The following is a 20,204-nucleotide window of genomic DNA, read 5'->3' as shown; positions in this document are numbered from 1 at the left end:
CTATGCGCACAAGCCCACTTATTTGGATCGGGCTTTTCCTAGGCTCGTCCCTTGGCGGCTACATCGCCAGCTTGCTGGGTGCCGGCGTCCTGTCTTTTTGGTCTGTCATAGCTACAGCACTCGGAGGCCTTGCCGGCATATATGTGGGCTACAAGGTTGATACTGAGTGGATTGGGTAATGCCCATAGAAAAAAGCTCCCCTGCGGGAGCTTTTTTTGTTTGCTATTTTTCAGCGGTCACAATGCCGTATTCCCACAAGCCTTTCTTCATGGCCCGGTACTGGTAGTGGGCAGCCACTACATTCCCTGTCTGAATGCCACTCCGTAGCCGGATAAGCTGTCCAATGCCAGTAACAAGAAAGGCGGGGAATGAGAAGCGGTACAAACGCACGGCGGATCGCCAAACTTGCGGCGTCACATTTTCGTACTGGATGTTCTTGAACCCAGCATCCTTAAGCGCCCTTTTGATGCCGGACGGCGTTTCAAGGTCCTTTACCTTCCAACCGTCTAGCCATTTCCGCATCATTTTAGTGCCTGCAGCGCCACGTGGTGTTTCTGTTTGATAGCCATCAGCAATGGTGACGCGTCCGCCCTTTTTAAGGACGCGGTACATTTCTTTGCAGAAAGCCGTTTTATCCTCGGCGTAGCAGACACTTTCCAAGCCAAAGGCAGCGGTGAACGATTCAGCGGGGAAAGGGGTGTTAAGGTAGTCTCCCTGGATAAAGGTGGTCTTCCCCGATAAGCCAGCCTTTTCCGCATTGGCCTTGGCATCGGCAACCTGTTGTTCAGAAATGCTAATGCCAGTGGCGGAGCATCCATACTCTTTGGCCATGAAAATAGAGCTTCCGCCCACGCCGCAGCCTGCGTCTAGGACGGAATCGGCGGCATCCAAACGAAGCTTCTGGGCCAGGATCTCGTTGAAGCGGATGAGGGAATCGGCGAAGTTGGTTACCTCTTCGTCCCAGTAGCCATAGTGAATGGCCAGAGTTTTGTCGAGCTCCCAAACAGCCCGGTAGTCAAACTGGGTCGCGTTATAGTAGGAAACAATTTCTTTTTGGTATGCCTGGTCCGTATTCATTGCGGCGTCTTTACATGTGTACGTCCACCTTACTATACCGAGAGGAATATCCCAAGGGGGTTAGATAGGAAAAACTCCCCGTCCATGTGGTTGGGGAGTGAGTTTAGCGGGCCAGGCTTGGCGAGCCCAACTGGGTATAGATGAACATCCCTGCAACTGAAAGGGCGGTCAGTGCCAGGTGTGCGGTATGGGGAAGGGTGCGTGCAGGCTGTGACCCAAGGGCGTTGAGGAACGAGACGGCAAGCATAATAGGGCTTAACCCTAGGACGAGGTGGTCTAGCGGGGTAAAGGTTTTCCTATGCACTGCCTGAATAGTAGCCAGGATGCTAGGGTTTTGTCCAGGTTAGGATTACGGAGTTGCCTTTGTAGGTTGTAAGAGTGATTCTGGGGAACAGCGCGCGGTACTCTTCGGGGGAGTAGTAGAAGAACGAATGCTCAATTGGCTCTCCCTTACTGGGGATGAGAACGTGCTCAATGGAAGATGTGCTCGGGTTGTAACGTGACCGCTCGATGCCCGTGTGCCCTAGGCTGTTTTGATATGGCCGCTCACCCCATTCTTCCGGGGGAGGATTGAGAAAGGTGTTGGCAATAAACGTTCCGCCCGGGTTGAGCATTTCCTGTGTACGCAGCAGCTCCTCCTTTGTCAGGTAGTTTATGCTTCCCCGTGCTACCACCGCGTCAAAAGTCAAAGTTGTATCCCAGGGGACTTTTTCCGTAATCCAATCTGGTTTCCCTTTCACAAAAGGGTCCAGTAGGTATGTTGGTACGCCAATCTCTTGCAGGGCAGCCGTTCCTTCTGTTCCACCCCCTATGTCCAGGATGGTTTTCGGATGCCTTTGCCGTAAACAATTTTCTAGATACTCATCAAAAAAGCCAGGCGTAATGTACCGCTTGGGAAAGGTGCTGCGATAGTTATCCCACATGCCCATGGCTCAAAATGAACTTCTTGCAGGAAGAAAAGTCGGAGAAACCGGCAATGTACCCATGATGGGGCAGTTGGATGAGGAAGTAGGGTTCTTTTGTAGAAAGGGCATTGAGCAGGTCGCCATCTGTCCCAGGAAACTGGTAATCCTGCTGTACCAAGTCCCCAATGAGCTCATGGCTATGAATAAGGAAGTGAATGTGAGGGTTCCTTTCCAGAAGGGCATGGAGAAGTGGGGCGTTCAAGGTGGCTTTCTTGTTCGCATGCACTACCCGCTCCGCATGGTCTACGTTGTAAACAAACGCAACTTCTTTCTCACCAGCTTTCTTGCCACGCGTAGTGGTGAAAAAGCCTTGTGCTGTGCGGATGGCGAAGGTGCCAAAGGTCATGCCTGCTTGTTTATGCTTGGGATAGTGCTCAATTATGAAAGCATCTTCTTCACCCAGGCGTGGTAGTGCGGCATTCCTTACCTCTGTTCGATAAAAGGCCGCCCGAATGAGGCGGTCCATTAAGTCCACGTGGTCGTCAAAAGAGATGCCAAATGCAGCACCATCTGCGGTAACTGCAATTTTCCGTTCCTTCGCCCACTGGGGGTGATTGGCAAAAACTAAGTTCGCCCTACTTTCAAAGAGGGTTTTTTGTGCCGCCGCTACCAGTTCTTCGTCTGAGCCATCAAATAGCTTGTAGGCAATGAGTGTGGCCGTTGGGTAAGCGTTTTTCAGCTCATCAACCACCCGGGGCATGATAGTGAAGTCTATGGGAAACACATCGCCCACCCTGTAGTTGTGTGAAGGGAACTTGCCGGGCAGGGGACTGAGTGGCCCCAGGTTTGCTACTGCCGCTGCTAGTACATACGCATCTGCTTGAGTCGCTAGCACGGTCTTATAGTAGTCATGGACATCCTCCACCCGAATAATGGGAAGGGTCGTCTTAAGGTCGGCATACTTCCAGGCAACGAGTGTAACCTGGTGGCCCATGCTTTGCAGTTTTTCTGCCGTTGCCACTGCCAATCCACCCCGGAACCTATTGGTTAGGTATTTGACCGAATCAAGGCGGGTAGGGATAGGACCGGCTGTAAAGAGGATTTTAGACATCACTATTGATATACACCCAGTTCACCCATTGTGCTATGATCGTGGCCTCTACAAGCTATCCCCATGAGCCATTCCCTCGACCGTTTTGAGGTTCCAACCTACAACTTTGCCAGCCGTCTCTATGATCCGGAGAAGGCGTCTCATTCGCGTCCATTCGGCAAGGGGCAAGACCCTGTTTTCTTTCTGGAAAAACCACTCCCTGGCTTTGCCCATGCCCTTTCTGAGGAGGATATTGTTACTGTTTTAAAACGAGTGCCAAAGGAAGATATCGCCGGTGTAAAGTGGGTCATGCAACTGCAGCCAACCAAGAAGCAAGAAAAGATTGAATCGGCTTGGGCTACTTACTATTGGGACCTGAATGTGGGTCGCGAAACGGGCGAGGCTATTGCCCTGTACGCCACTAACCCAGCATCAGTCTTTGAATGGTCTTCTTCGCTCACTCCAGACGACAGGCGTGAGCTTGAGCGGCTGGAGTCTGAAGGCCATACCATTGAGCATCATGCGCGTGGGTATCGTATCCACATTAAAAAAGAGGCGGTGCGGAACACGCAGCGCCGCTCGTTATTGCACGAAATTGGGCACCATGTAGATAGAAAGCGAGGCGTTGCCCGGTTTGAAGCTGGCTCCTCTATGGAGAAGGAGCTTTTTGCGGATAGGTATGCGGCGCGATACCTGGACTCTTTACGCTAAAGAACTCTACGGCCCGGGTTTCTGCCCAGTGCCGGTCGGGGTCCTTTCCAGATTCACGGGAAATAAATCCACCGTGTCCGCCATGCTTGGTAATGAGAAGCTGAATATGAGGGTTGTCTACCTGTCTGAAAGATTTCACGGGAATGACCGCATCGTCCTCAGAGGAGATGAGAAGGGTGGGGATGGTAATCTTTCCCAAATGGGGAAGGCAGCTGGCTTTAGCGTAGTAATCGGCAGCATCCTTGAAGCCGTTATACGGCGCGTACATATCATCAAAAGCACGCAAATGTTTGATGGATGCCAGCCCTGAGGTGTCGTATTGCCCAGGGAAGAGCTTGGCCCGCTCCCGCACCATGGATTTAAGCCCTTTCAGGAGCTGGTAACGGTAGATGGCCGGCGCCTTGTGGTCCAGGGCATCCGTAGTGGCATCCAGGTCGATAAGTGGGGAGACGCCAACTATGCCTACTACTTGGGGCGGGGCTTTGTCACCCCACTCAGCGGCTGCCTTGAGGGAAATATTGGCACCAAAGGAAAAGGCAATGATGCCAATGCGGGGGAGTTGGTCCAGGTGTATGAGTTCCCTCACGACGGTCGATATATCATCACTTTGCCCGGCGTGGCAGAGGGTCTTGCTCATTTCTTCCCGGTTTCCACCGTTGCGCAAATTAACCCGGACAACATTGAAGCCAGCCTCGTATGCCTTGCTGGCAGTGCCGCGGATGTACGAGCTTATGGTGGAGCCGTTGAGCCCATGCACAATAAGGAGCGTAGTGGCTTGCCGCCGGTTCTTCTGCCAGGTGCATTCTGTTACCAGCTTGCTGCCGTCTGCCAGGTCGAAATACCTGTCTTCCGAAGGGAACAGGGTGATGTGCCGGGGTATAAACACGCTTCCCATCACTTGGAGGTGGGAATTCCTAAGCCAGGCAGGTGGGGTGAAGGTGGGTTGCTTGGACATGTGTAAACGTATTGTAGCTTATTGCAGTAAAAATAGCTCTAGAAGCCAATAAAATAATAAAAAAGACCCCCAGGTGGGGGCCTATTTGCGACGGGTCTTCCGCTTCTTCAAGTCAGCCATGTCTTTCTTAGCCTCAAACTCCCGCAGCCTCCGCGCCTTGCCTTCTCCCATGCAGTAAAGGAGGAAGTACAGGGCGAGCATGGTGAGGACGACAAAGTTCAGGATTAGTTGCCCGAGGGACATTCCATCCCGGTTGGGGGTAACCCAAATGAGGACATAACAGGAGAGGCAGCCGATAACGAGATGGATAACGGCGCTGCAAATGGTGTAGAGCGGGCTCCTCTGTTCAACATCCACCGGCTTCACCAGATAGCCAAAGAAGTAGCCAACCACACCCACGAGGGCTAGGTAGCCACCCGTAATAGCCATGTGCCAAACGGACATACGTAACACCTCCAAAGTGCGTACTTACTTGTAGCAAACAAAATGGGTTTTGTCCATAACCTTATTGACTGACGGGGCTGAAAAAGCTATACTCCTGCCCAGCACTCTAAGGAGTGAGGAGATTTGGAATGAGGGTACTGGAACGCTTAACATCGAAACTCGGTGCCCGTAGGCACCGCGTCATTGACGCTGTTGCCCAGGGGGAGCACAGCACCGACCCGCCGCTTAAAGACTTGCAGGATGAGGTGGAAGGGTGGCTTAACCACCACCTTTCAGAAACCAAGGAAACATACCGTTTCATCCTGCAGGTAGAGCGCAGAAGGCAGGATATTGGAAGGGGAGCATTCTATGGGGTGAAAGCCCTGTACCAGCCCTCTTTCAACCCCTGCTCCGTAGAGCTGAGGGCCCGTCCTAAGAAGAACGACTACCAGTGGAACTGTCACCTCATTTGCGAGAGCGAAGAAGTGGCACACCTGCTGATCAGCGTGGTCCGGCCGGAGGCTTGTGCCTACATGGTCCGCCATGAGTACCAGGCTTCAAGCAAGGCATCTGCCGCCAAAAAGGGGTCTACCAACCTCCGGGAGCGACAGGGTCAAAAGCAGGATGCGGAGCAAAAGCTGCTCAAGCGGCTTTCCTCTATGCTCCGGCGGCGCAGTGCGCTGCGTGCGCTCTGCGCTACGCTGGAAGAGGTGGCCTCCACGGGCGTGCCGGTCTCTACGGTCTACCGCGAGATTGCCGCCGTCCTGAAACAAGAGGACGCTTCCTCTTTCATCCTCCAGGCGCTGACCTCCCAGCTCGTGGATGAAGGCATCCTGGATCCCATCGACATGGATGCTGAGGAATTCCTAGGGACCGTTCTCTTGGAAGAATACGCAGCCCAGCACCGGACCCTCCAACACCGAGAGGCAAAGGAGGAGCTGAAGCGGGAATGGGATTCCCTGCATGGCTTGCATAAAGCCGTGGAGCGGGAGAAAGAGCGCTTGCAAGCGCGGCTCAAAGGCTTGGAAGAGCAGGGCCTGAGCCTTGTTACCCGTCTCGAAGAGGTGAGAGCCGAATACGAGTCCTTCTGAACCAGTGCCCTCCTTCCCAGGAATCTAGCTGCCGCACCAATGTGCGGCAGTTTTTTAATAGAAAAAGCCCCCGAGAATTCTCGGGGGCCAGTGACCATGCTGGTGGTTACCGTGCCGTCTGGGCAAGGTTGTATTCGACAGCGCGCATGATAACGCTGAAGGCCATGTCTCCCATCCGGAAGAGGGTTCCAGGGATAACGATTGCGTTCGGGTTATACGGGGTCTCGAGCATGGGCCCAAGTCCGTAGTAGCCGCGCCGCATCCGCTTCTTTGGATCCTTTGCCGTTGGGTTGGCAGTGATCTCGCCGTCGTAGTCGAACAGCGCACACCGGTCTTCGCGGTCGTAAGCGCAGCCCATTTTGGTGAGGCTGGCTTCGTCGTGCTTGTAACCGGTAAGGCTGTAGATGCGATCGTAGGGGATCACGTCTACGAGGCGGTCGGCGTCGTTGTAGGCGCCTAGCTTGCCCGCCCCATCCACCGTCCAGCGTCGGACGCCAGAGATGATCTTCCCATCGCGCAGCGCCCTAAAGTAGTCGCTTCTTGATTGGGGGAGGTCACCCTGGTAGTCGACCAGGTTCGGCCGCGACACATCTCGGAAGATGCGGTACTCGCGCCCCTTGTGGAAGACCACGTTGTCCGGATTGGACACCGAGTCTTCGGGGTAGTGGGTGAGGATGCGGTAGTCCACCTGGATCCCATCGTCGATGAAATCGTGCACCTGGCGCAGCATCTCTGCAGTGGAGTTGCCAAGCCCGATGAAGATGAGCCGCTTTCCTTCCACCTGCTTCCGCTCCAGCGTCTGCTGCCAGCGTGAGCCAGCCTCAGAGGTGGATGCGTCGGTGACCATACGGTCGGGGTCAGAAAGGGGAACCGGCTTGCCGAGCCCCATCGCATTTATGACGATGGGGAAGCGTTGCGAGTCACCGTTGGTGAACTTGACTTGATGGTCCAGGTCTCCCGGGATCACCTCTGTCACTTCCACCTTTAGTCTCTTGTATCGCGAGTTCTCGGCGATGGCGGATAGGAAGCTTGATACCTCCGCTCCGTCTCCAGGCGCCGCGTCGACGTGTCTTGTGAAGAAGTCGATGTCCCGGGGGTTGTTGCGCGAGCGACCAGAAACGTTCGCTTGCGACCAAATTCCAAGGGCTTCGCGCTTCTCGTAGACTCGTACGTTGGTGAAGCCAAGTTGCCGGAGCGTTTCGGCTGCCAAGATACCGCTTGCCCCGTAGCCAATGATGGCGATGGGGATGGCGCGAACTTCGTCTGGAAGCCGTACATTGGTGATATCCGGACGGAGGATGGTTGAAGTACCCTGTCCGAAGAACCACTTTGGCCGCCGCAGTTCGGGGTTGCTGGTCAGTGCCCGGTCGATACGCGCATTTTGGATATGCGTACCACGGTAGCTGCCCAGGGGTGCCTGTTTTCTGAGGAGATGAAAGCGCTCGCCGTTGTAATTGGCCAGCACGCTCATCTGGTTGAATGCACCGCCAGCATTGCTGTCGAGCCGGGCAACTAGGCCGCTGAGAAGCAGGCCAAAGTTGCCAGACCGGGAAAGGGAGATGACCGCGCCGGGGTCAAAGCCCTTGTCCTCGATGTATTGAGAGAGGACAGAACCTATGTCCAAAAGACGCGGGTCACTGCCATTGGCTTTGAACGCCTCGACGGCGAGGACCTCGGGAAGAGGCCGTGCCGTTCGGGGTGCCCGCAAGCGCTTGATGGGTTTGGTTTGAGGGGCGGCGGCCGATGCCGGCTCCTTCTTGCCTCGCTTGGGAGTCTCGCTAGAGATCTCCTCAAACAGCTTGGCACCCAACAACTCGTTTTCACGAGGTCTGACAGAGAAGAAGTCGGTTGTTTCGTCGGCAAAAAGCACAACGACATTTCCGCCATCCTCTTCCTGGACCACGGTGCCGATCTCACCATAGAAACCTTCGGTGATATCTATCACCACCACTTCTTCGTCCAGGGAGAGACTAACTCTTCCTTCGACGAGGGGGTTGGCGGTAGGGACTACCGAGGCCTGGTCTGGGATGACCTTGAAGTCTTCGGCGTCGCCATCATCGAACAGGATGGTTGCGTAACCTTCAGGATCGATTGATCCGGCGAGCGTTCCCACCTGACCAATTCGATCATTTCCAGGTTCGGTAATGGTCATCCGCACCCCTTCCTTGAGAAGGTCCCGGTACACGACGACTGGTTGCCCCGTAGAGGGGGAAATACGATTTTTTTCAGCGACTGCTGTTGGCATTTTTTCTTTACACCTGACCTTTTGACCTGGGAGGTTTTGGTTCCGAGAGGCGGACATCTACCGCTCTAGGCTCCTTTTGACCTCGGGCGCCATCGACAGAGCCGATGGCAAAATGAACGTTTAGCCCTTTGGCTAAGGAGAGGCCGTTGTGCACGGATGCGACAACGAGCTTTTCTCCATCAAATGAACTTTGGGGGTCTTTGACGCGGACCTTCCAGACGGTGACATTGTCACCTTGTTGTGCCTGGTCTGATCCTATGACAAAGCCCGCATGTCTTTGCGGATCCATTGTAGAATTCATTCTCACCTTTTGACCTGAGCCAATGAAGCGGCCACCTAGCGGTGTGTCTGAAACACGGGTTTTCAAGTGCCGTCACATTAGGATGGGCGAATCTTAGCACAATATAGAAGAAAAATCAAGTACCAAAGCCTATATACCTTGACTAATCCCAGGTTTCTGGTATAAGGGAGGAGCTCATTTATAGGGAGCAATAGGAGAAACACGTTTGCCGCACATTACATTACCTCCAGATCTGCCCGGCATTATGGGCCCAATGGCGCAGTATCCCGAGACGGGAGCAGCCCTTTCCGGCCTTGCGCAGGTTCTCCTGCGCGGCCCTTCGTCCCTGACGCCAGAAGAGCGAGAGATTATTGCCGCCTACGTTTCCCAAGGAAACGGTTGCCGGTTTTGCTCGGACTCCCACGCCGCCGCTGCACGCAGCCTTAGCCCCGAAGGGATTCCCTCTGTGGACCAAGTCTTGGACAGCATGGGAATGCACGGTGCCACTCCCAAGCTCCTTTCTTTGCTCGCCCTGGCTGACAGGGTGCGTGTAAGTGGGAAGCAGGTGGATGAAGAGTCGGTCGCCAGTGCACGTGCCAACGGCGCAAGCGACGACGATATCCACCACACCGTACTGATTGCCGCTGCGTTCTGCATGTTCAACCGGTACGTGGATGGGTTGGGAACCGTTCCTGCCCCTGAGGAGGCATACGTCGCAATGGGCGACCGCCTCGCGCAGCATGGCTACCTGCCGTCATCCGTGGCAGTGGGTTAGCTTGCCACTCGTGTTGAGTGACTCTCCCTGAACCAAATGGTTCAGGGAAAGAATTCTCACCGCGGATTTCCGCCGAGACCATCCCGAACCCGTAAGGGTAAGAGGGGTGAACCCTGAAAATTCGATATATGAGGCGATCCTAAAAGTCGCCGAGGAACGAAATGCTCAATTACTTTCTTCCCGGTATGACCGGGGATCAACGAGAAAAGCTCGACATGGCCGGCCTTAATTGGTGCGACCTCGACCTTGATGGTGAAAAAGGGATCTTAGTAGACGAAGGGGTGTACCCACAGGCGCTTGCGCTTCTGGGTCTCCGCGAAGTCGAGGAGAGAAGAAAAGCAACAACATGGGATGGTGTGATGAACGTAACGCTTGAACCGGAGGCTGCAGGCCAAAAGCCCGAAAACTCCCCGTACGACATTCAACTTGCAGGCCTTGGAGGCTCAGTGGGCGAACCTCTGGTTCGCGTGCTGAAAGGGCTTCTGCCTGAGCTTAAGGTGAACGTGACGATCCGAGACCTAGAAGGGAACGCGCAAGCACCCATCAAGGAGAAGAGTCGGCTCAACATTTACCTTTGGTCTGCCCCCAGGGGGAGATACCTAGAAGGTAAGACAACGCCCCGGACGCTCTGGGGCGACGAAGTCGACTACCAACGGTTCCCCTTCCCGCCCAGTAAAACGGGCGTGGTAATCCTGGAGCCTAACTCAGGCTGGCCAGTGGCGGAGTTGGTAGGCAAAAACGACCTCTACATCTTCCATAACCTGGCTTACAGCGGTTCGGTCCGAGAGGCCCGGATCTTCAAGCAGATTTTGGACCAGGTATTGCTGTTGCGAAAGCTCAGTGACGCCGCGCTCAAGAAGCAGGTGGGCTACCAGTCCATCACGGCGTCTATCTGGAGATCGGAGACGAACAGCGACAGGGTGATCACGCAGCTTCGTGAGCACCTAGCACCCTTCACCAAAAGGGATATTGTCCTTCATGGGAGGCGTGCGGAAACGTACTACCCCGAGGAAGACAGCCTGTTCCACGTTGTGCTCTGGGGGTCACCTCAAGAAGGGGCGTCCAACCAGGCACCTAACCGGATGTGGGGATTTGGGGTTACGCATCGCAACAACGCATTCCTGCCCTCTGGGCGCGGACTCGCCATTACCGACCAGGAGACTGGTTGGGCTGTTGGCGAGTTGGTGGAAGAGAGAATCCTCTACGTCCACCACAACGCGTCATACGAGGGCGGCACGAACGAGGCGAAGATCTTGGAGCGAACATTCCAGGAAGCCGCAAAGCTTCTGAAAATGACACCCAAGGAGCGCGACGCCGCCTTTCTGGAGCGTGACCGCGAGGGCTACATTACCCGCTGCATGGCGGGGCGCAAGGGGGAAATCGACAAGGGAGAGAGGGTAGTAAACCAGTTGGATGACCAAGTCAAAAGCTTGCAAAGCCAACTGGTGGATGCCATTCGCAAGCTTGACCTTGAACATGGCAAGTTGCAGGGGATGAGGGTAACCGAATCCGAAACCGCAACGTACTTTGCCAAGGAGTTTAACAACCTCCTCAGTATTCCTCAGGTCCGCCGCGTGGAATCCCTTCAAGATAGGATCTTCGTGTATACCAACACGCTGTTCTGCACCGATCCTCGTACCGACATTGTGTACGAAATTGGTGAATTCAAGATCGAGATTCAGCTTTCAGGCCTGGTCCGGTGGTTCAATACGACCCGTCGTGTGGATGCCTACCTACCCAAGATGAATGCCCCTCACGTGCAAGAGAGCGGGGAAGCGTGCTTGGGTAACCTCAAGCAAGTTTTGCCGGACCTCATAGCCCGTTACGAGTTCTCAACCGTTGCCATCCTCGCCATCGAGTTCGTCCAATCGGTAAATGTGGTGGACGCAAATGAGGCGTGGGGACCGACCATTACTTCTTGGCCAAAAGCCAAGGAACAACCGCAGGAGAAGGTGCAAGGAGCCTGATATGCAAGCATTTCTAGCAGGGGTATTGGGGGCGGTCCGCGGCTTCTCGCCGTTCGCCACCCAGCCCAAAATTGACGTCATTGCCACTGTGCCCATCATACTGATCAGCCGAGAGGCCTACAGCAAGATGGCGCACTACGTGGACATTGCCCCCATGGAAGTGGGGTGGTTGGGTACGGTGATTCAGAAAGGCAGAAACTTCCTGATCACCGACGTCTTCCTCTTCAAACAGGAGGTCAACCACAGCTCCACCGAGATTGACGAGGAGGGGCTGGCCGAGTTCACCATGGAGGTCCTGGATAAGCATGGCGATACCAACGGACTGGAGATCCTCAACAATCTCCGTTTCTGGGGGCATTCCCATGTGAATATGGACACCGTGGCCTCGGGTCAGGACGAGAAGCAGATGGGCGTCTTTGCGGGTGGTGATGCTCCCTGGTTTATCCGGGGCATCTTCAACAAGCAAGGGAAGGCCTCGTTTGCCCTCTACCACTACGACCATGGGTACCGGATCACAGAACTTCCGTGGATGATCTACGAACCCGTGATGGATGACTTCCGCGCGGGTATCGAGCAAGAGTTCTTCGACAAGGTCACGGTGTCAAAGCCACCTCCGCCTCCCGTATACGTTCCCTCCAGGGGAAGCCGTATCGTCGTGGGCACCAAGGAGGGGCTGGAAAATCAATTCACAGAAGAAGACTTTGAACATGACCACTCTGGGCCGGGCAGCCTGAGAAACCCGATTACACCTCCTGGCAAGCCGCCGGTAGTCGCACGGGTGACAAAGCAGCAGAAAAGGAGGGCAGGCGGCCGTGGTTGATGCCTCTAGCCACCGCGAAATCTTCTCGCCCGAGGCCTTTGGTGAGCGTCGCGTCGATGTAATCGGCGCCGGCGCCACTGGCAGCCGTGTGGTCCTGAGCCTGGCCAAGCTAGGCATTCAGAACATTCACGTCTGGGACTTTGACAAGATCGAAGAGCATAACATCGCCAACCAGGTGTATGACACTGCCCATATCGGTCAGCTCAAAGTCGAGGCCCTTGCGGAGATCGTCAAGCGCAGCACGGGTACCGTAATTACGCAGTATCCGTTTGCGGCCGACGGCAGCAAGCAGTTGGGCAACGTGGTGTTCCTCATGACGGACACCATGCGTTCCCGAAAGGAGATCTGGGGCAAGGCCATCAAGCTGAAGCCCCATGTTTCCCTCATGATTGAGACGCGCATGGGTACCGACAACGGTCGGATCTATAGCATCGTCCCGTTTCAAATCCAGCATGTCCGCATGTGGGAAGAGACGCTCTACGACGATGCCGAAGCCGGCGTCGAAGTTGCCGCTTGCGGCACGAACATTTCGGTCGGGCCGAGCGCAGAGATTGTTTCCGGACTCGCAGTCTGGCAGCTCATGCGCTGGTTCGCCCACGATCAAGGTAAGAGTGAGGACGTGCCCGAGCACGAAATCATTTTCGGGTTGAGGTCCTCATTCATTATGGGGAGGAGTTTGTAAGAAATGGCGCAGGATAGTAGCAAAACAATCACCATCAAAATCGGCAAAGTGCCTGGTCAAATCAAGTCCATCGCACTGCCTGCCGGTTCAACCGTTGCCGACGCCCTCAAGTCGGCGCAACTCCAAAACGCAGAGGGCTTTCAGCTCCGCGTGAACACGACCCCCGTGGGCAAAGACACGGTCCTGGAGGACGGCCAAACCGTCCTCCTGTTGACCAAGGTCAAGGGGAACTAACCGGACTAGTCCGGAACACATAATGGGACCCAGCAAATCTGCTGGGTCCTTTTTTAATAGAAAAATACCCCTCAGAGAGGGGTATGGAAAAGGCACTAGGCTGGGTACCGTTCACGAAAGAACTGGAAGAGCTCTGCCCGGTTCGCTGTTCCCAGTTCTGGAAGTGGGTTGGAGCTTTTAATGACTTCGCGTTCCCATGGCTGAAGGGTCACCATGATGGACATGCTGGACCCTTCAAGTGGCCGGACATAGTGCCACCCGTGTGGGTGGTCCATCTCATATTCAAACACCCCCTCAGTAGTAGTCCGGCAGACAATGGGTGGCGCTATAAGGTCCGGGCTTACGCCAATGCCCATCTCATATCTCCCACTCAATACCTTGACGGCTTGCGGCCAAGGGTGTGGGTGAAGCAGGGCCTCTTCCTCTGTGCAGGGATGAACCCGGTGCAGGTAGATGCGGTAGCTGCCCCATTGTTGCCAGAGTCGCTCTACCCGGGGAGGGTGGTAAGTGACATCAACGCCCTTCCACTTGGTTTCGTCTTGGAGAAGGAGGGGGAGCTCCTGCTCAATGGCACGCAGTACATTCAGGGGACTCATAGGAACCTCCGTTACAGCCCTTAGGCCTGCCCCGATTGTAAAAGGAGAAAGTGAAGTGTACAATCTGTCGTACGTAAACGACAACAGATATGGATACTCAACTCCCTTCCAACTTGCAGGCCTTGGGGCTTGGTGACTACGAGGCAAAGGTTTTAGCGGTATTGCTCGAGCACTCACCAAGCAGCGCAACTGTGGTTGCCAAGCGCCTCGGCTTGTCGCGCAGCAGTGTGTACACCACTTTAAGCTCCCTCATTGCCAAAGGCTTGGTAGGTACAACATATAAGAACGATGTTAAGCAGTTCGAGGCGCTTGGGTACGATTCTTTGGAGCAGTTTGTGAAAACCGAGCAGGAGCGGGCCAATGGGCGCGTCAGCCTGCTTAACGGCCTCCAGGTAGCAATTGAATCACTCAGTAAGAACGACAACCTGGTGCCGCAGGCCATCTTCTTTGAGGGGCAGGAGGGGCTGAAGCGTACCTATTTGGAGATGCTGCGCCAAGCGCCTGAGGGCGCGGAACTCAGGCTCATTCGGGATGAGTTTGTTTGGTCTCCTACTTGGGCCTTTGTCTTTGAAGATGCGTGGAAGCAGCGGGTTGCCCGGTTGAAGCAAGAAAAGAACCTTGCTACCAAACTATTGGTGAATGGCTCGCCGTTGGAGAGGGGCAAGGCGGCTTACTATGCCCAAAGAAAAAATACACAAACCAAATACCTAACCCAAAAGAATGCAGTCACTGCTTTTGCCCAATATAGTTTAGGCGACGTAGTGGTCATTCTCTCCCTACGGGAAGGGGACTTGTCCGGCATTAAGCTTACTAACCGCAACTTGGCAGCAAATTACACCGCATTGTTTGATGCGCTTTGGGATGCTGCCAAGAAATGAAAAAGGGACCACGTGCGTGATCCCTAGGGGTTAGGCAAACATCCTCATAAGTATCCAAAGGGTAATGAGGTGGATGGTGTTGTCGGTAACTGCGTAGACCAGGCAGGCAAAGGAGATGTCTATCTCCCGGTGGGCACTGGTTGTGTCCAAGTGGGCCGCTGAGATGTCCCGCCCCTGAATGAGCCGGAGCCAATAGGTGGCCAGGGAGTAGCGGTCCACTGCGTAGTGGGTAAAGTACACCAAGGCAACGAAGACCGGGTTCCAGAACTGTACGAATGCGCAGATACATAGTGTGTAGACCGCACAGTGAAGTGTGCACCAGCCAAAGCCCTTGAGCCCCTTGGCTGACTTTTGCAGTGCCATGGCCCTGGGTTGGAGCAGGTAGTCTGCAGTTAAGTGTCCAAGTACGAACGGGACAAACGAAAGTGGGTACATGTTATCTCCTGAGTATGGCCTCCAGTTGGGCAATGCTCTGGTCAAGGCCGGTGTCTGTAGAGACACGGGCAAGGGAAAGGTTGTGCCGCTGGGCAATCTGCTTGGAAGCCGCCCAACCAGGAATACGGGGAACGAAGGGAAGGAGTTCCGGTGTCCCTCGCTTGTGGTTGCGCGCAGTGCAGCGCCGGGTAGTGCAGCCAACGTAGATAGCCTTGCCGCCTAAGAGACGGAAGAGCTCCTTATTGGGTTGCAAACCATAAGCTGCCTCTACAAACACATGGCTCATACCCTTGCACTTGAGAAGCTCCTCGCGGAGGAGGGCAAGCCACGGCTCCTTGATAGCCGCAATAAGGGCGGCTTCTTGGTCCTTTGCTACGGCAAGCAGTTCCTTGCCGGGGAAGGCCGCCTCCAGGAGTGGCCGGAGAGTGTGGTTGAATCCGTCAGTGGTAATACGGACGGCCTCCGGGTACTGGGAACAGAACTCCGTGAGAAGGGTTGATTTCCCACTTCCCGGCTTCCCCACAACCAGGAAAAGGTTGGCTATTCCCAGTGTGTGCTCCAGGAGCTTGGTTACTACTAGGGGAGAGCACAGATGGGCAAGCGTGGTGAAATCCAGTCCTTCAGCGGCAACGCGTGCACTGGAAGAGGAGACATCGGCAAACTCTGGCGCACAGTGCAGGTAGAGGAACTTGGTAATGCCAAAGTGCTCCCGGTTGTACTGCATGACGCCGCGCTCTGCTTCGACATCAGATTCGTCGCGGATCCCGCGGACCATCACAATTGACCGGGGGTTAAGCTTTTCCTGCCTGATGGCAGCAAGCGTAGTGATGGAAACATTGCGGGGCAGGGAGTAAGCCTGCCAGAGCCCTACCGCCTCTTCTGGGGTGAACCAGGAGGCGGACTTGGTGGGGTTTTCTGAACAGACAACGGTGAGGTGGGGAAGGTGTTGTGCAGCTTCGCTGACTAAGGCGGCGTGCCCATAGGTTGGGGGAGAGAAGGTTCCAGGGAACAGGTAGTTAGTTTTCATGATTTCCTTAGGACAGGTTGTCAAAGACCGATTACGCTTCGATGATCTGTTTTCTGAAGAAGAAAATCTTAAAAAGAATTTATTTTCTTAAAATAACTAGACATAAACCTGTAAAAGGAGTATTTTACTGTCGATAATATTCGACACTATCTTGCTATCCTTATGGAAAAACTACGCAGCACGTTGAGGGAATTAGGCCTCAGTAAAAACGAGGCCAAGGTGTATGCCGCCCTTACTACCCTTGGTGAAGCAAAGGCCAGTGTAGTAGCCAAGAAGGTGGACCTGTCCCGGACTACTGTCATCAGCATCCTTTCCCGGCTCGAGGAAGGGGGCTTTGTCAGTGCCAATAAGTACAAGGGGGTTATTTCTTATTGGGTCGAATCGCCCAATGTCCTTAAGGAAACTCTGGAGGCTAAGTTGGTGGTTGCTGACCATTTGAACCTGCTCTTGACCGACATGTACCGGGCAGATTCTGCAGTACCTGCGGTAAAGGTGTTGGATACGCGCGATGCGATCCGTAGTTTTATTGAGCGGGAGATTGCCACCCTCAAAAAAGGTGATGAAATTCTGACCATAGACTCGCCACTCAGCGGGAACTACCAAAAAGTCCTCAGCGACGAGTACTACTACGCCATGCTCAACATGAAAGACCGGCGCGGCATTTCCACCAAGACCCTTGTTCCTGCGGGGAGTGTGGGCGACGTTGACCCGCAGAAGCTGGCCAAACAGCGGATTGAGCTCCGCCAGCTGCCAGAGGGTGTCGACTTTGATGCCTCCCTTTGGATTATGGGGAACAAGCTTTATTTGTTTTCAGGTACGCCACCGTTAGTGGTGATGATTAAGCACCAGTCCATTGTGGCAAGCATGGAGAGCTTGTTTATGAGCCTCTGGGAGCCAAATACTAATTGACAGTTGGGAGCAAAAGTGCTACCATCCGCCTGTTAACTTAGGAAAGAGAAAGCGTCAGTAGTTACTGCTTCTCCTGGGTAAACAGGAGGACAGTAATGAACGATGGTCAGATGCTTTGGTACGTCTACGACGTAACGTACAGTTCTGCGGACGGCGAGTCGCTTGTCTGGATAGGGGGACACCCTACCCGCGAGGCGGCAAAAACTGCCTACGACCAGTACTGCGAACGGACAAAGGACGAGGGTGGTGTCTATGACATCCGCCTGCAGACCAAGGAAGATCTCCGCACCGACCGCTCACGCGATCGGAGCAAAGAGTAAGAAAGGCGCCTCACGGGGCGCCTTTTCCTATTGAAAAAAGAGAGCCACGGGGCTCTCTTTGGGTGTGCAACGGGTTACTCGCGGTTGACCACGATGCAGTTGAGGAGGGTAGGCTCCCCACCGTCGCCCAGCTTGATGCTGGCGGCAATGATGCACTTCTCGTACTCACGAGCGAACCACCAGTCTGCGGCCAACGTCTCCTTGTCCAAGGAGCTGAGGTGGCGCCAAAGCTCAGGTGAGGCAATCTCGCCGAGGATTTTGCGCTCTTCCTCGCTGTCGGTGACACTGAGCTTCGTTAGGGGAGCTACTGCCACATGGGACCCAGCTGCCGCTGCTGCCTCGATGGCTTCGTAGGCAACCTGGAAGCTAGCCTTCTTCCACTCCTTCGCGGGCGTGAGGGTGATGGTCACGGGGTACTTGTCCTCCGTGAGGGCCACCTCGTAGGTTGCTTCCGGTTGGCCGACCCGCAGTATCGCGCTTCGCTCTGCTGGGTTGTCCCGCAAGACACGGAGCCTCCCCAGGATAGTGGGGCCGAGGCTGGCGGGAATGGTCATGCCATCGAGCCGGCTGTCTGCGCAGCCAAACTCGACGGAAACGCACCGGTAGTCCCGCTGACTAGGTGGGGTTGACGCGACGGTCACTAAGTAAATGTGCGTGGCCCTGATGGCAACGGCCTCTTGCAATATGGCATCCACCAGTTTGATGGTGGGCGCCTGGTTGCTTGCTCTCTCGATGTCCCTCTCGCTGGGTTCATCCTCTCTTCTTTTGAAAAAGTTGAACATTCTATTCCTCCCATCCTTCAGCCTCAAGGGCGTAACAGGTGAGTGGGCGCAGAGTATCGGGAAGTAAGGGTTATGTCAAGGTGTGGGAATCAAAAAAAGGCCTCTGAGAGGCCTTTTTCTATTGGTGCAGCTCGTCTTCTATCCGCCGTTCAATCTCACTGTTCTTGATGGGCTTAAGCATGCGCGTCAGCTCTGGGTCATGGGAGATATCGATACCGTGCTTGTCCAGGAGCATGCAGAGCATGTTCATGATCTTGGTAATTTCCTCTTCGGCAATCATGCTGACCTGCAGCTCAATCTCTTCCCGCATATCGGCAATGTGCGCCGCACGGTTCTGGGAAATGAGGACGATGATCGCCAGGAAGATGGCTTCAAGGGAGACCACCATCGTCAGGAAACCAAATGGGTAGGGGTCAAAAGGAGTCATTCCCGCCATGCCTGTATTCCACAGTACCCAAACAATAAACCAAATTGCGTTGAGCGTAAGGAAGGCCACGGTGCCAAAGCGGGAAGTGAGCATGTCTGCCGTGCGTTCCCAAACGGTCCGGCGGGCGTCGGAGCGGGCTTTGTAGCTGGTGATTATCTCACGCCTACGGCTGAGTTTTCCCTCATGCGCGTGGAGGTCGGGTTGGGCCATGGAGGCAACTTAAAGGGTATACCTAGTAATCATAGTACGGTTTTTAGGTTGAGTACTAGGGATGGGTTTCCATTATCCTTTACCAGAGCCTCATTTTTTGATATATCTTCCTTGCTCGCAACCTGCGGCAGGAGTGCACTTTGACGGATAAAAAACTAGTACTTGGAACCCCCATTTACGGCATGGATCCCTCCGTGTTCCCGTGGTGGCCTGCCGGACAGCAGGAGCTTTACGAAAAGAACTGGAATCGGCTTAGTACCTTTCCCCGTGTCCTTGGAAGGAAAATGGCGGAGTACGCTTCGTTAAGTTCCACCCTGCACGAATTTGGTGTCGACTTTTCCATACTGCGGATATGTGAACGACGGCTCTACCCCAGGCTGGTGAAGCTTATCGATGAGATTGCCAGCCCAGACCGGTGGCTGCCCGTTCCCGCCTTGGAGAAGAGCGGTTCCCATGCGCTGTACCCCCGCGACTTGGCGGTGGTGCTGCCCAATGAGACCATCCTCGTGAATACTGCGGCTAACCTGGGGCCTCTTCCCGACAAAATTGGGAAGTACAGGCTGAAACGTTCGCCACTAGGCGAGGGTGGGAGGATTCACATTCGCAAGCATGTGGCAGTTGTCCCCACCTTCATGTCCTTTCATTCGGGGGAGGGTTGTGAGACCTACCCGTACCACAAGGACCTGCAGGAGGCGGGGCTTACCGTCATCCAAGTCCCCAACAACCTCATGTACGTTAATAGGGGGGATGACCCCGGCTACATCTGGGATGACCATCTGGACCGTTCTATGGGCCTCTTGGAGGCAAAGGACGGTTCGCTTCACCTCTTCATAGACTACCGGTACGTTCCTGTAGTCTCCGGGAAGAAGATAGTGCGGGTAACCCCCGCCTTCCGCGAGAAACATTTCAAGCAGATCCGGGAGCAGTGCGAAAAGGCGGGCGTGATCATGCATATCATGCCACGGCCGCTCCGCGTCCCGCTCTCCCTTGGCTTTATGCAATTGGAGGATGGGCGCACCATTGTGACGGGCGGGGAGGGTCAACTCTCCGAGCTCCTTAACAAGCTGCTCGGGCGCAAGCGTGTGTACCATGTGGGAGGGCCATTCCGCATGATCCCTACCTACAACCGGGCGGGTATCCATTGCCTTCTCAACGAGTTCCCCGTGGAGTTCCTGGAATATTTGCAGAACACCCCACCGCCTCCGGACTAACCAGTCTGGAGGCTTTTTATATTCAGCACTTTTTTCTTATGGATGGGCTATGCTGAAAAAAGTAACCAACCCCCATGCCTGCAAAGAAGTACCGCCACCTCCTCACTGTGCATACCGGCCCCATGAAGGCGGCCAAAACACTCCATCTCATCCA

General features: G+C 54.7%; 25 protein-coding genes. 12 read left to right on the top strand and 13 right to left on the bottom strand.

Annotated elements, in window-relative coordinates; all coding sequences use genetic code 11:
• Nucleotides 1–2 precede the first annotated feature (2 nt).
• Nucleotides 3–179 carry a hypothetical protein gene (locus tag VLA04_05245; GenBank protein ID HSI21073.1) on the top strand — a complete coding sequence of 59 codons (177 nt, stop codon included), beginning with the start codon at nucleotides 3–5 and terminating at the stop codon, nucleotides 177–179.
• 43 nt (nucleotides 180–222) lie between these two features.
• Here VLA04_05245 and VLA04_05240 read toward each other — a convergent pair whose 3' ends face one another.
• From VLA04_05240 to VLA04_05225, 4 genes are all read right to left on the bottom strand, one after another.
• Nucleotides 223–1,077: a methyltransferase domain-containing protein gene (locus VLA04_05240; protein HSI21072.1), complete on the bottom strand. Its 855-nt coding sequence runs from the start codon at nucleotides 1,075–1,077 to the stop codon at nucleotides 223–225.
• Between the two features lie 103 nt (nucleotides 1,078–1,180).
• Nucleotides 1,181–1,381 (bottom strand): hypothetical protein, encoded by a 201-nt coding sequence (locus VLA04_05235; GenBank protein ID HSI21071.1) that lies wholly within the window; start codon nucleotides 1,379–1,381, stop codon nucleotides 1,181–1,183.
• 22 nt (nucleotides 1,382–1,403) lie between these two features.
• Nucleotides 1,404–2,000, bottom strand: coding sequence for a methyltransferase domain-containing protein (locus VLA04_05230; GenBank protein HSI21070.1), 597 nt, complete (start codon nucleotides 1,998–2,000; stop codon nucleotides 1,404–1,406).
• Nucleotides 1,990–3,093: a phosphopantothenoylcysteine decarboxylase gene (locus VLA04_05225; protein ID HSI21069.1), complete on the bottom strand. Its 1,104-nt coding sequence runs from the start codon at nucleotides 3,091–3,093 to the stop codon at nucleotides 1,990–1,992. Before VLA04_05225 ends, VLA04_05230 begins: the two co-directional genes overlap by 11 nt.
• A 63-nt stretch (nucleotides 3,094–3,156) precedes the next feature.
• On the opposite strand from VLA04_05225, the gene VLA04_05220 reads away from it, so the two are divergent.
• Complete coding sequence (locus tag VLA04_05220) at nucleotides 3,157–3,783, top strand: hypothetical protein (GenBank protein ID HSI21068.1); 627 nt, start codon at nucleotides 3,157–3,159, stop codon at nucleotides 3,781–3,783.
• On the opposite strand, the gene VLA04_05215 is transcribed toward VLA04_05220, so the two are convergent.
• Both VLA04_05215 and VLA04_05210 read right to left on the bottom strand, forming a co-directional pair.
• Nucleotides 3,722–4,738: an alpha/beta fold hydrolase gene (locus VLA04_05215; protein ID HSI21067.1), complete on the bottom strand. Its 1,017-nt coding sequence runs from the start codon at nucleotides 4,736–4,738 to the stop codon at nucleotides 3,722–3,724. The two genes, VLA04_05220 and VLA04_05215, sit on opposite strands and share 62 nt — an antisense overlap.
• Before the next feature lie 81 nt (nucleotides 4,739–4,819).
• A complete protein-coding gene (locus VLA04_05210) occupies nucleotides 4,820–5,182 on the bottom strand; it encodes a hypothetical protein (GenBank protein HSI21066.1) in 363 nt (120 codons plus the stop codon).
• A gap of 128 nt (nucleotides 5,183–5,310) precedes the next feature.
• On the opposite strand from VLA04_05210, the gene VLA04_05205 reads away from it, so the two are divergent.
• Nucleotides 5,311–6,252 (top strand): hypothetical protein, encoded by a 942-nt coding sequence (locus VLA04_05205; GenBank protein ID HSI21065.1) that lies wholly within the window; start codon nucleotides 5,311–5,313, stop codon nucleotides 6,250–6,252.
• Nucleotides 6,253–6,358: 106 nt separating this feature from the next.
• Here the strand turns inward: VLA04_05205 and VLA04_05200 are convergent, their stop codons facing one another.
• Both VLA04_05200 and VLA04_05195 read right to left on the bottom strand, forming a co-directional pair.
• Nucleotides 6,359–8,497, bottom strand: a complete 2,139-nt coding sequence (locus tag VLA04_05200) for a hypothetical protein (protein HSI21064.1) — start codon at nucleotides 8,495–8,497, stop codon at nucleotides 6,359–6,361.
• A 7-nt stretch (nucleotides 8,498–8,504) separates the two neighbouring features.
• Nucleotides 8,505–8,786, bottom strand: a complete 282-nt coding sequence (locus VLA04_05195; protein HSI21063.1) for a hypothetical protein — start codon at nucleotides 8,784–8,786, stop codon at nucleotides 8,505–8,507.
• 217 nt (nucleotides 8,787–9,003) lie between these two features.
• Here VLA04_05195 and VLA04_05190 point away from each other — a divergent pair, with 217 nt between their 5' ends.
• The 5 genes from VLA04_05190 (at nucleotide 9,004) to VLA04_05170 (ending at nucleotide 13,255) form a co-directional block, all read left to right on the top strand.
• Complete coding sequence (locus VLA04_05190) at nucleotides 9,004–9,552, top strand: carboxymuconolactone decarboxylase family protein (protein ID HSI21062.1); 549 nt, start codon at nucleotides 9,004–9,006, stop codon at nucleotides 9,550–9,552.
• A gap of 185 nt (nucleotides 9,553–9,737) precedes the next feature.
• Nucleotides 9,738–11,519 (top strand): hypothetical protein, encoded by a 1,782-nt coding sequence (locus tag VLA04_05185; GenBank protein ID HSI21061.1) that lies wholly within the window; start codon nucleotides 9,738–9,740, stop codon nucleotides 11,517–11,519.
• 1 nt (nucleotide 11,520) lies between these two features.
• Complete coding sequence (locus VLA04_05180; GenBank protein ID HSI21060.1) at nucleotides 11,521–12,339, top strand: hypothetical protein; 819 nt, start codon at nucleotides 11,521–11,523, stop codon at nucleotides 12,337–12,339.
• Nucleotides 12,332–13,021, top strand: coding sequence for a ThiF family adenylyltransferase (locus tag VLA04_05175; GenBank protein ID HSI21059.1), 690 nt, complete (start codon nucleotides 12,332–12,334; stop codon nucleotides 13,019–13,021). Before VLA04_05180 ends, VLA04_05175 begins: the two co-directional genes overlap by 8 nt.
• A 3-nt stretch (nucleotides 13,022–13,024) precedes the next feature.
• Nucleotides 13,025–13,255 (top strand): MoaD/ThiS family protein, encoded by a 231-nt coding sequence (locus VLA04_05170; GenBank protein ID HSI21058.1) that lies wholly within the window; start codon nucleotides 13,025–13,027, stop codon nucleotides 13,253–13,255.
• A 95-nt stretch (nucleotides 13,256–13,350) separates the two neighbouring features.
• Here the strand turns inward: VLA04_05170 and VLA04_05165 are convergent, their stop codons facing one another.
• A complete protein-coding gene (locus tag VLA04_05165; protein ID HSI21057.1) occupies nucleotides 13,351–13,851 on the bottom strand; it encodes a hypothetical protein in 501 nt (166 codons plus the stop codon).
• A gap of 89 nt (nucleotides 13,852–13,940) precedes the next feature.
• Between VLA04_05165 and VLA04_05160 the strand changes: the two genes are divergently transcribed.
• Nucleotides 13,941–14,729, top strand: a complete 789-nt coding sequence (locus VLA04_05160) for a helix-turn-helix domain-containing protein (protein ID HSI21056.1) — start codon at nucleotides 13,941–13,943, stop codon at nucleotides 14,727–14,729.
• Between the two features lie 30 nt (nucleotides 14,730–14,759).
• Here the strand turns inward: VLA04_05160 and VLA04_05155 are convergent, their stop codons facing one another.
• Nucleotides 14,760–15,164, bottom strand: a complete 405-nt coding sequence (locus VLA04_05155; GenBank protein ID HSI21055.1) for a DUF3307 domain-containing protein — start codon at nucleotides 15,162–15,164, stop codon at nucleotides 14,760–14,762.
• 1 nt (nucleotide 15,165) lies between these two features.
• Nucleotides 15,166–16,191, bottom strand: a complete 1,026-nt coding sequence (locus VLA04_05150; protein ID HSI21054.1) for an adenylyltransferase/cytidyltransferase family protein — start codon at nucleotides 16,189–16,191, stop codon at nucleotides 15,166–15,168.
• A 162-nt stretch (nucleotides 16,192–16,353) separates the two neighbouring features.
• On the opposite strand from VLA04_05150, the gene VLA04_05145 reads away from it, so the two are divergent.
• Together VLA04_05145 and VLA04_05140 are read left to right on the top strand one after the other, a co-directional pair.
• Complete coding sequence (locus tag VLA04_05145) at nucleotides 16,354–17,100, top strand: helix-turn-helix domain-containing protein (protein HSI21053.1); 747 nt, start codon at nucleotides 16,354–16,356, stop codon at nucleotides 17,098–17,100.
• Between the two features lie 95 nt (nucleotides 17,101–17,195).
• Nucleotides 17,196–17,420 carry a hypothetical protein gene (locus tag VLA04_05140; GenBank protein HSI21052.1) on the top strand — a complete coding sequence of 75 codons (225 nt, stop codon included), beginning with the start codon at nucleotides 17,196–17,198 and terminating at the stop codon, nucleotides 17,418–17,420.
• A 74-nt stretch (nucleotides 17,421–17,494) separates the two neighbouring features.
• On the opposite strand, the gene VLA04_05135 is transcribed toward VLA04_05140, so the two are convergent.
• On the bottom strand, nucleotides 17,495–18,202 hold the full coding sequence (locus VLA04_05135) for a hypothetical protein (GenBank protein ID HSI21051.1): 708 nt from the start codon (nucleotides 18,200–18,202) through the stop codon (nucleotides 17,495–17,497).
• Between the two features lie 118 nt (nucleotides 18,203–18,320).
• On the bottom strand, nucleotides 18,321–18,839 hold the full coding sequence (locus VLA04_05130) for a DUF1003 domain-containing protein (GenBank protein ID HSI21050.1): 519 nt from the start codon (nucleotides 18,837–18,839) through the stop codon (nucleotides 18,321–18,323).
• Nucleotides 18,840–18,979: 140 nt separating this feature from the next.
• Between VLA04_05130 and VLA04_05125 the strand changes: the two genes are divergently transcribed.
• Nucleotides 18,980–20,050, top strand: coding sequence for a hypothetical protein (locus tag VLA04_05125; protein HSI21049.1), 1,071 nt, complete (start codon nucleotides 18,980–18,982; stop codon nucleotides 20,048–20,050).
• Nucleotides 20,051–20,204: the final 154 nt, after the last annotated feature.

Source organism: Verrucomicrobiia bacterium (genome assembly GCA_035460805.1).
Taxonomy (GTDB): domain Bacteria; phylum Patescibacteriota; class UBA1384; order CAILIB01; family CAILIB01; genus DATHWI01.
The sequence above is the reverse complement of the archived record's forward strand: the minus strand, read 5'-3'. Positions and strand labels throughout refer to the sequence as shown.